Source organism: Vibrio hibernica (assembly GCF_015223435.1).
Classification (GTDB): Bacteria; Pseudomonadota; Gammaproteobacteria; order Enterobacterales; family Vibrionaceae; genus Vibrio; species Vibrio hibernica.
In genome coordinates, this window is the sequence record NZ_VHKO01000077.1 from 1 (window position 1) to 8,555 (window position 8,555).

The 8,555-nt window shown below is 40.2% G+C and carries 10 protein-coding genes and 1 riboswitch; of the genes, 6 read left to right on the forward strand and 4 right to left on the reverse strand.

Annotated features, from left to right (window positions below):
* The first annotated feature begins 62 nt into the window (after window positions 1-62).
* Window positions 63-1,213, forward strand: a protein-coding gene (locus tag FH976_RS14845) for an IS3 family transposase (protein WP_194091574.1) whose coding sequence is annotated in 2 segments (ribosomal slippage) — window positions 63-306 and window positions 306-1,213 — 1,152 coding nt in all. Because the reading frame shifts where the segments join, the coding sequence is not laid out codon by codon here.
* Here FH976_RS14845 and FH976_RS14850 read toward each other — a convergent pair.
* A complete protein-coding gene (locus tag FH976_RS14850) occupies window positions 1,210-1,794 on the reverse strand; it encodes a TnsA endonuclease N-terminal domain-containing protein (RefSeq protein WP_194091575.1) in 585 nt (194 codons plus the stop codon). The two genes, FH976_RS14845 and FH976_RS14850, sit on opposite strands and share 4 nt — an antisense overlap.
* Before the next feature lie 96 nt (window positions 1,795-1,890).
* On the opposite strand from FH976_RS14850, the gene FH976_RS14855 reads away from it, so the two are divergent.
* Complete coding sequence (locus FH976_RS14855) at window positions 1,891-2,367, forward strand: Tn7-like element transposition protein TnsE (RefSeq protein ID WP_407701657.1); 477 nt, start codon at window positions 1,891-1,893, stop codon at window positions 2,365-2,367.
* Between the two features lie 116 nt (window positions 2,368-2,483).
* Here FH976_RS14855 and FH976_RS14860 read toward each other — a convergent pair whose 3' ends face one another.
* Window positions 2,484-4,157: an FAD-dependent oxidoreductase gene (locus tag FH976_RS14860; RefSeq protein WP_194091576.1), complete on the reverse strand. Its 1,674-nt coding sequence runs from the start codon at window positions 4,155-4,157 to the stop codon at window positions 2,484-2,486.
* A gap of 142 nt (window positions 4,158-4,299) precedes the next feature.
* Between FH976_RS14860 and FH976_RS14865 the strand changes: the two genes are divergently transcribed.
* Genes FH976_RS14865 through FH976_RS14875 form a run of 3 tightly spaced genes read left to right on the forward strand, consistent with a single transcriptional unit; the run spans window position 4,300 to window position 5,459 of the window.
* Window positions 4,300-4,611 carry an ArsR/SmtB family transcription factor gene (locus tag FH976_RS14865; RefSeq protein WP_194091577.1) on the forward strand — a complete coding sequence of 104 codons (312 nt, stop codon included), beginning with the start codon at window positions 4,300-4,302 and terminating at the stop codon, window positions 4,609-4,611.
* Window positions 4,612-5,034 carry a YeeE/YedE family protein gene (locus FH976_RS14870; RefSeq protein WP_194091579.1) on the forward strand — a complete coding sequence of 141 codons (423 nt, stop codon included), beginning with the start codon at window positions 4,612-4,614 and terminating at the stop codon, window positions 5,032-5,034. It abuts the gene before it with no gap.
* Window positions 5,034-5,459 (forward strand): DUF6691 family protein, encoded by a 426-nt coding sequence (locus tag FH976_RS14875; RefSeq protein ID WP_194091580.1) that lies wholly within the window; start codon window positions 5,034-5,036, stop codon window positions 5,457-5,459. Before FH976_RS14870 ends, FH976_RS14875 begins: the two co-directional genes overlap by 1 nt.
* A gap of 485 nt (window positions 5,460-5,944) precedes the next feature.
* Here FH976_RS14875 and FH976_RS14880 read toward each other — a convergent pair whose 3' ends face one another.
* Together FH976_RS14880 and dmeF are read right to left on the reverse strand one after the other, a co-directional pair.
* On the reverse strand, window positions 5,945-6,370 hold the full coding sequence (locus tag FH976_RS14880; RefSeq protein ID WP_324187444.1) for a MarR family winged helix-turn-helix transcriptional regulator: 426 nt from the start codon (window positions 6,368-6,370) through the stop codon (window positions 5,945-5,947).
* Window positions 6,371-6,402: 32 nt separating this feature from the next.
* Window positions 6,403-7,338 carry a CDF family Co(II)/Ni(II) efflux transporter DmeF gene (gene dmeF / locus FH976_RS14885; RefSeq protein WP_194091583.1) on the reverse strand — a complete coding sequence of 312 codons (936 nt, stop codon included), beginning with the start codon at window positions 7,336-7,338 and terminating at the stop codon, window positions 6,403-6,405.
* A 176-nt stretch (window positions 7,339-7,514) separates the two neighbouring features.
* Window positions 7,515-7,697, forward strand: a riboswitch (yybP-ykoY riboswitch).
* Between dmeF and FH976_RS14890 the strand changes: the two genes are divergently transcribed.
* Window positions 7,671-8,270, forward strand: a complete 600-nt coding sequence (locus FH976_RS14890) for a manganese efflux pump MntP (protein WP_228767465.1) — start codon at window positions 7,671-7,673, stop codon at window positions 8,268-8,270. It overlaps the preceding riboswitch by 27 nt.
* Window positions 8,271-8,555 lie beyond the last annotated feature (285 nt).

Here is an 8,555-nt window from a genome sequence, read left to right on the forward strand (position 1 = left end):
TGATCCGCTCCAGCTGTTTTGGACACTGAGTTAAGTGAGTACAATCACTAACGAGGTGAACAATGACAACTAAGAAAACTAGAATTAAACATTCCCCTGAATTTAAAGCAGAAGCCCTAAAACTAGCAGAGAGAGTGGGAGTAGCTGCGGCTGCAAGGCAGCTTTCTTTACATGAATCTCAAATCTACGGGTGGCGGAAGAACTCGAAGAAAGACACCAATACTAGTCAGCGAGAACAAGAGCTAGCCGCAGAGGTTGCCAAGCTCAAAAGGCAGTTGGCTGAGCAAGCAGAAGAGCTAGAAATTGTAAAAAAGGCCGCCACCTACTTCGCGAAAAATCTAAAGTAAATTGCTACGAATTTATGCTCGAACACCTGATGTACTTCAATATTGTACGTATGGCTAAGGTATTCGGGGTATCCCGAAGTGGGTTTTATTACTGGGTTAAACATCGCCATAAGGCTAGCCAACGCGAGGCAGTTCGCCAAGAGCTTGATACAAAGGTCAAAGAAGCTTTTGATAACAGCAAAGGCCGAGATGGCTCAAGGCGAATCCAAAAAGAACTGTCTGAGAGCGGTGATAACCACAATGTGAAAACCATTGCGGCCAGTATGAAGCGTCAAGATTTAACGCCGAAAGCGGCACGTAAATTTAAGTGCACGACAGACAGCAAGCATCAAATGCCAGTTGCTCCAAACTTGCTGGCTCAGAACTTTAACGCAGCGGCTCCGAATGAAAAATGGGCGGGAGACATCACCTATGTTGCGACAAGCGAAGGCTGGTTGTACTTGGCAGTAATTATTGACCTTTACTCAAGACAAGTAATCGGATGGTCTATGGATACCAGAATGACGGCTACGCTGGTCTGTGATGCTCTATCAATGGCTTTGTTCCGTCGCGAATTTCCTGAGCAGGTTATCGTTCATAGTGATCGAGGTAGTCAGTACTGCTCAAAAGATTATCGAGACCTCATAACTGTTTATAATCTAAAGCAAAGTATGAGTAGGAAAGGAAACTGCTGGGACAATGCTTGTGTTGAGAGCTTCTTCCATTCGATGAAAGTTGAAGCGATCCAATATGAGTCGATTATGACGAGAGACCAGATGCGTCAAACGATCTTCGAGTACATAGAGGTTGATTATAATCGGACAAGAAGGCACAGTGCTCTTGGGTATCTAAGCCCTGTTAACTTTGAACAGCAAAATGTCGCTTAATGAAGTGTCCAGTCTGGCTGGAGCAGATCAATGTTAAGAGTAATCTCACTATTCGACTCTGGGTATAGCCACGCAATATTATTTTGGATAGTTTTAGGAATATCTTTTTCAGTAATTATTTGCCAAGGTATACCTTTGGATTGCCAGTAATGACGTTCAATTTCCAGCTTTTCTATAGTTCGAATATCATCTAAGTCTTTTGAGTATTTAGCTTGTAATGCGAATTGGCTATAGTTTTTATTGGAACTGACTACATAGAAGTCTGATGTCATTATGTGTATATCACCTCTAACGCTCGGATGCTTAACTTGCTTCTCTTCTGCAATTGTAAGGGTGTCGTCGTACTTGAGAGGAAATTGCTCTCTAATATCAAGAACTGTGTGGCTCCATTCAAGAAACAAAAATGTAGCTAGTTCTAAATCTGAGAGTAAATGATGAGTTCGTTTTGTTTTATGACCGAAAACTCTATGAGAGCGACCTGATGAAGATATGTCAGAGACTCTTATCCAGGGCTTATAATCGGCCAGCTCACCTTCACCTCTACCTTCTCTAAGCCACTTTTCTTGTTTTTTTGAGAGCATAAAAAACCCCTGCTAATGTTGATTTAACAATAGCAGGGGTAAACGTCATAATCAATAGTATGATACTTTATTACTCAGTAACAAATTTATTACTCGATCACATCAGAGGAGTATGCCTCTCGCTTTACAGCCTTTAACATGATGGTGCAAATGCTAGAGGAAAAATACACCTGCACAATCATTGATTCTTACACTCACGAGCTGGATCAGGTTGGGCGTAGCAAATGCCATCTGATTGACTCTGGTGCAAAGAGAACGATTCGTTGCGTTGTCGTTGAACGGAACGGTCATGTTAATCACTTGCTTGAAATAGATGTAACAGGCCTGAATAAATGGATCTCAACTAAATGCGTGCGGCAGAACGATACCCGCAATTGGAAAGAGCAGTTTTCTCGAATCAAAAAAGGCGTAGTGACAAAATCTTTAGGGTGGCCAACACAAGAAATGGATACGATGTTTGGCTTCAAAAAGCATATCGGTATATCTCACCCTAAATCAGTTGAAGGCCACCCTACGGGAATTCCGACGGAGTCAATCTTAGATTGGGCGGGGAGGGTTGCTGAGAAGCTATAGCGTTGACTATTTAATATTGAAGAGTGTAGTACTTCGATGTTGTCTTTTGGCTTAAACTGCATATTTCGGACTGCACAAACAAAAGCCTTGTGCAGTCCCTTTCATGCATTAACTATTTAAAGGGATGCGAACTTATACGTTCTAAAACCACCGATGAGGTTTTTCACTTTGTAACCATTGTTAGCCAGTTGATTGTATGCAACATTTCCTCTTAATCCCACCTGACAGTACAAAATGATTTCCTTGTCTTTTGGCAACTCTTCCATTCTGTTACGTAATTCGTCGACAGGTATGTTGATTGCTCCCTCAATGTAACCATTGTTTTGCAGTTCTATCGGGTTACGCACATCGAGTAATATCTGGTCCTCTGAAATAGCATCCATTTCATCAAAATGAATAGGAGTGATATCGCCTTTAAGAATATTTGATGCAACAAATGCCGCTTGGTTAATAACATCCTTAGCTGAGCCGTAAGGTGGAGCGTAGGTTAGCTCTAAATGCTGAAGCTGTTCAATTGTCATTCCTGCACGCTGTGCCACTGCTAGAACATCAATACGTTTATCAACGCCATCTTTACCCGCTGCCTGTGCTCCTAAGATCTTACCGTTGTCAGGAGAAAACAGCAGTTTTAGTGATACAGTTTCAGCTCCCGGGTAGTAGCTTGCATGGCTTGCGGTGTGAACGTAAACTTTCTCATAACTGATGTTCTCACGTTTAAGTTGTTTCTCATTTTTTCCTGTAGAAGCAATTGCTAAATCAAAAATCTTACAAATTGCTGTACCTTGTGTTCCTTGATAAGTATCGAGCTCAGCACCGTTTTCAGCAAGCATATTATTAGCAGCCATACGACCTTGGCGGTTTGCTGGGCCAGCAAGAGGAACAAGCGTTGATTCTCCTGTCACAAAGTCTGCTTCTTCAATCGCATCGCCCACAGCATAAATAGATGGATCACTAGTTTGTAGAGTTGGTGTTGTCCAAATACCACCAAGTTCACCAATCTTGAGACCAGCTTCTCCTGCTAATTTGATTTCAGGTTTAACACCAATCGCCATGATCAGCAGGTTAGTTTCCAGAGTCGAATTATCGCTTAGCTTAAGTGCTAGATGGTCTTTATCAGATTTAGATACGCCCGCTAGAGCAACACCTAAACGCAAATCTATGCCTTTTTCTTTGATTTCAGCATGAGCAAAACCAGCCATCTCTTTATCAACAGGTCCCATTACCTGATCAGAAAGTTCAAGTAGAGTGGTGTGAATACCACGTTGGTGGAATGCTTCCATCATTTCTAAACCGATGAAACCACCTCCAACAACAGTTGCATGTTTCACTTCACGATTTTGAAGTACGTTAAGGATGCGATCCATGTCTGGAATATTTCGCAATGAATGAACTAAAGGCTGAACATCATCGATATCAAGACCTTCAATGGGTGGAATAATTGGGCTTGCACCTGGGCTCAAGAGTAAAAAATCATAATTTTCAGAGTATTCAGAGCCATCCAGTAAATTCTTTACAAGAATCGTCTTTGATGCGCGGTCAATAGAAAGCACTTCATTCATTACTCTTACATCGACATTGAATCGAGAAAGAAAGCTTTCAGGAGTTTGGAGCAACAAGCTTTCACGTTGAGGAATGTCACCACCAATATGATAAGGCAAGCCACAGTTTGCAAAAGATACAAATGGACCACGCTCAAACATAATGATTTCAGCATCTTCACTTAGTCTACGCGCTCTTGCAGCTGCTGAAGCACCACCGGCTACTCCACCGATAATTACAATTTTTGTCATGATATTAACCTTTTGATTAGTTGCAGTCCGTTTAATCTATACTTGTTAATTAGCAAAGTCTAATGTTTTATTTGCTTAATTAGAATTGACTAATTTCAATTAGATGGCAGAATAAGCACGATGAGTGACAGTATGGTGTTTTATGAATATAGAAGATATGCGTGCAAACGCTAATGATGCTGCAGAGTTTTTAAAATCAATGGCTCACCCAGAACGTCTGATGGTTTTGTGCCAACTGACACAAGGTGAAGTCGGGTTTACAGAGCTGTGCGAAAGTTCAAGTTTAAGTCAATCTGCTTTTTCTCAGCACTTAACTGTTTTAAAAAGGCATGGGCTCGTAAAAGTCCGAAAAGAGTCTCAATTAGTCTACTACTCATTAGCAGACTCTCGCGTAGAGTTATTGATGAGTTCGTTACACAATGTATTTTGCCAACAACAAAAAGAGGAAATATAGATGGAGTTTTCTATGCCGTGGCATGCCTTAATAGGTGGCTTACTACTCGGCCTTTCCGCAGGTATACTGATGCTATTTAACGGAAAGGTCGCAGGTATCAGTGGAATCATAGGCGGATTGTTTTCCCCAAAAAAAGACGATTGGGCTTGGCGACTAATGTTTGTTATTGGAATGATCGTAAGCATTGCTTTCACCGCGCCAATAGGTTTTCAACTTCCTGATCTTAGCAGTATGGATATAGCCGTTGTTGCTGTAGCTGGTTTGCTTGTTGGCATCGGCACACGACTAGGCAATGGTTGTACGAGTGGTCATGGCATTATTGGTATGGGACGTTTTTCTAAACGCTCTATTGTAGCTACGTGCACATTCATGGCAGTCGCTATCCTTGTCGTATTTATTCGCAAAAGCCTAGGGGCCTTATAATGAAGTTCACAACACTTTTCATTGCACTGATTGCTGGAGTGCTATTTGGTATTGGTATGAATGTCTCAGGCATGGTGGATCCTAAAAATATATTTTCTTTTCTTGATATTACTGGAAGTTGGGATCCTAGCTTAGCGTTTGTTATGGGTGGGGCTCTTGCTGTATTTGTTCCTTTCCACTATTTTCTAATCAAACCTCGTGCGCAAAGCATCAATGGTTCAAATATCAGTACACCTGAGAATAATAAAATAGATAAAAGATTAGTCATGGGCGCTTCGATTTTTGGTCTAGGTTGGGGAATTGGTGGCATATGCCCGGGTCCAGCAGTAGCAAGCTTGGGTGGAGCCAGTATCACGATTATTGTTTTTACCATATGTATGGTGATAGGTATGAAAGCTACCTCTTTACTATCTAAGACTTGCTAAGTGACTGTTTCCGGAATGGTCCCTTCATAATGCTTTCAAAGTACAGCCATGCAGGACGCATTGATTTTGTCCAAAAGCTTGTTAAGCGAGGTCACCGTTAGGGTTGAGAACCAATCAAGTGAATTTTTGGATTAAAGTTCCAAACTTTATTGTCACAAATATTTTACTTTTGAGGTGCAGCTTGAAATTAGTTCCAATCTTTATTGTTATTTTTAATCATTTGGTGCCACATAATATCAAGCTCTACATTAGAGAAAAGTTCCAAACTTTAATGTTATGAATCCCCAAGGGTGTAACATTCATCATAATGGTCAATATCAAATATATATGTGGGTGAACTAAAAAAAAGCATAGTTCTTATAGGAGTAGTGTTTTCTTTGCTGATTGGGATCGATTTGGGGCGATGTTGGCAAACTCATATCTGCCCCAGAATAATTTATATCAATAATAAATTATTCTTCTAATTGTTACAGATCCGCCCTAATTTAAGTTATCCGAAAATTACGATTCATAGATGTGAAACATGTAAGTAATAATTCTTTTTGTTCAGAGGATAAATTTTGGGTTATTTTCTGGGTTAGTGCGAGGTGTAAATCATTATGTTCGTGATATAGCTCTTTACCAAGCTTAGTGAGCTCCACAACAATTGAGCGTCGATCCGTCTCATGTGGGTGTCGTTCAATTATATTGGTAGCAACTAATTTATCAACTTGCACGGTTAATGTGCCGGTGGTAATACCAAGTTTGTCTGACAACGCTTTCATTCTCATTTTTCCGTGTGCGCCTAATACCTCAACGGTATGTATCTGCGCTAGACTAAATGATTTCCCTTTGACAATATCGTGCTCCCAAGCCGAAAATTTATCGTAGAATTCAATTATTTCGTGATTAAGCGTTGCCATTTTTTTTATCATGTTACACCTGGAAATATTCAAGTTTACTCTTAAGAATTAACTTCTATCGTTAAGTGATCGATTTTATCGAATTTTTGCAATAATTGTCGGTAATATTCCGCAGTTTTGTTATTTATTGAGTGTATTGTCATCATTGCAGCGTAATGATCACTGCTAATTTTCCATACATGTAAATCATGGATCTGATTTTGTTTATCTTCATTTTTGACTGCTTGAATTATAGCGTCTAAATATTGCTCGTCGATACTACCATCAAGTAATATTGGACTGGTTTGCTTTATTAGGCCAAACGACCACCGAGTGATAATCACCGCACCAACAATACCCATCATTGCATCCAACCAATTCCAACCCCAAAATTTTGCGGCAATGAGTGCCACTATGGCTAAGACTGAAGTCAGCGCATCTGCTAATACATGCATATAGGCCGCTTTTAAATTATGGTCGTGATGATGAGTGTGATGACTATGATCATGGCTGTGAACGTGATCATGTCCATGGTGATGATGGTGATCATCTTTAAGTAAATAGGCACTGACTAAATTGACCAATAGCCCTAAACAAGCCACAAAAATAGCTTCATTAAAGTGGATTTCTTGTGGAGCCCAAAAACGCTGAAGTGATTCAATTAACATGATTACAGCAACTAAAGTTAAGGCAACGGCACTACTAAAGCCACCAAGAGCTCCAACCTTACCAGTACCAAAAGAAAATCTCGTACTGTTGGCGTGCTTGCGGGCATATCGATAAGTGAACAAAGTAATAAGGAATGCAGCGGCATGGGTACTCATATGCCAACCGTCAGCAAGTAAAGCCATTGAGCCGTAAATGGTCCCTGCAACAATCTCAATAATCATTGTAACTACAGTTAAAGTGAGTACATAAAGGGTGCGTTTTTCTGCTTGGTCATTGGGATTATTTAAATGCTGCTGTTGAGGACATATTTTTGAACGATGCAATGTCATGTGGACATACCTTGATTATCAAATTAATTAAGTTAAGATTATCTTGATAATCAAACTAAGTAAACACTTGTACTCAGGTTATTTTAAGGGGCGAGTTTCACCAGAAAAAATCAAACTGCTCCCATCTTTCTCGTTTTTATAACTTAGGGTTTGTTAAAGCTTATTTGCTTTGTTAGTATTTTGTCACTTCGTTGGGGAGTAGCCTGTTTCCAGCTAATGGAAAAGTTCGTATCAACATAATTGGTGGTGAAATCACCATGGTGCGAACACCTCTCGGTTGGCGAGACCATCGATATATCCATGCCAAATGGTCAGGCGTGTGGATGTATTGTATGGAATCACTTAGTCTGGCCGGAGAGAACAATACAATGAATATCTTAGCTCTTATCCTTCTTGCCTTTGCAATGTCAACAGATGCGTTTGCCGCAGCCATTACCAAAGGTGTCAAAATAAAAAAACCATCACTGACTTATGCTCTAAAGTTAGGATTAATCTTTGGGGTTATTGAATCGATTACGCCTGTTATTGGGTGGTTTATAGGCCGCTCAGCTTCAACTTATGTCGAGTCGTGGGATCACTGGATTGCGATGTTTTTGTTATGTGGATTAGGGACCCACATGATCTACGAAAGCGTTAAAAATACAGAAGAAGATGATGACTCCGAACCTAAAAAACAGTTATTAGCATTGATAGTGCTTACCGCGATAGGAACCAGTATTGATGCTATGGCTGTGGGAGTCGGACTTGCATTTGTTGATGTGAGAATTGAAATTGCCGCGTTATTGATTGGTTCAGCCACCTTTATCATGGTGACGATTGGCGTTATGTTAGGAGGCATTTTAGGTAGTATTATTGGCAAAAGAGCAGAAACCTTTGGTGGAATCATACTGATTGTTGTCGGTATATGGGTGTTCTATGAACATGTAGTGTAAGCTCTTAATTATCATGAATCGTATTTGTCAATACTTATCCCAATCTGATAATAACGATTTAGCGTTATGCACTAAATCGTTTCTGTCCAAAAATGTGTTTGGAAGTGATCATGTAATGTGTGATCACCAAGCGACTCAATCCTACTATTATGAAATGGTACTTAATTCTGTTACGGGCAAACTTTATTGTCTCATTTTTTTCTTACGGGCAAGCTTTATTGTCACTGCACAAGTCATTGTGTAGAGACAATAAAGTTTGCCCGTAAGCACTAAAGTTTGCCCGTA

What these genes read in the sequence shown, in the direction of transcription:
- dmeF (WP_194091583.1), bottom strand. Translation starts at nt 7,338, where the DNA reads ATGACATTGCATCGTTCAAAAATATGTCCTCAACAGCAGCATTTAAAT.
- FH976_RS14865 (WP_194091577.1), top strand. Translation starts at nt 4,300, where the DNA reads ATGAATATAGAAGATATGCGTGCAAACGCTAATGATGCTGCAGAGTTT.
- FH976_RS14850 (WP_194091575.1), bottom strand. Translation starts at nt 1,794, where the DNA reads ATGCTCTCAAAAAAACAAGAAAAGTGGCTTAGAGAAGGTAGAGGTGAA.
- FH976_RS14875 (WP_194091580.1), top strand. Translation starts at nt 5,034, where the DNA reads ATGAAGTTCACAACACTTTTCATTGCACTGATTGCTGGAGTGCTATTT.
- FH976_RS14870 (WP_194091579.1), top strand. Translation starts at nt 4,612, where the DNA reads ATGGAGTTTTCTATGCCGTGGCATGCCTTAATAGGTGGCTTACTACTC.
- FH976_RS14860 (WP_194091576.1), bottom strand. Translation starts at nt 4,157, where the DNA reads ATGACAAAAATTGTAATTATCGGTGGAGTAGCCGGTGGTGCTTCAGCA.
- FH976_RS14890 (WP_228767465.1), top strand. Translation starts at nt 7,671, where the DNA reads ATGGAATCACTTAGTCTGGCCGGAGAGAACAATACAATGAATATCTTA.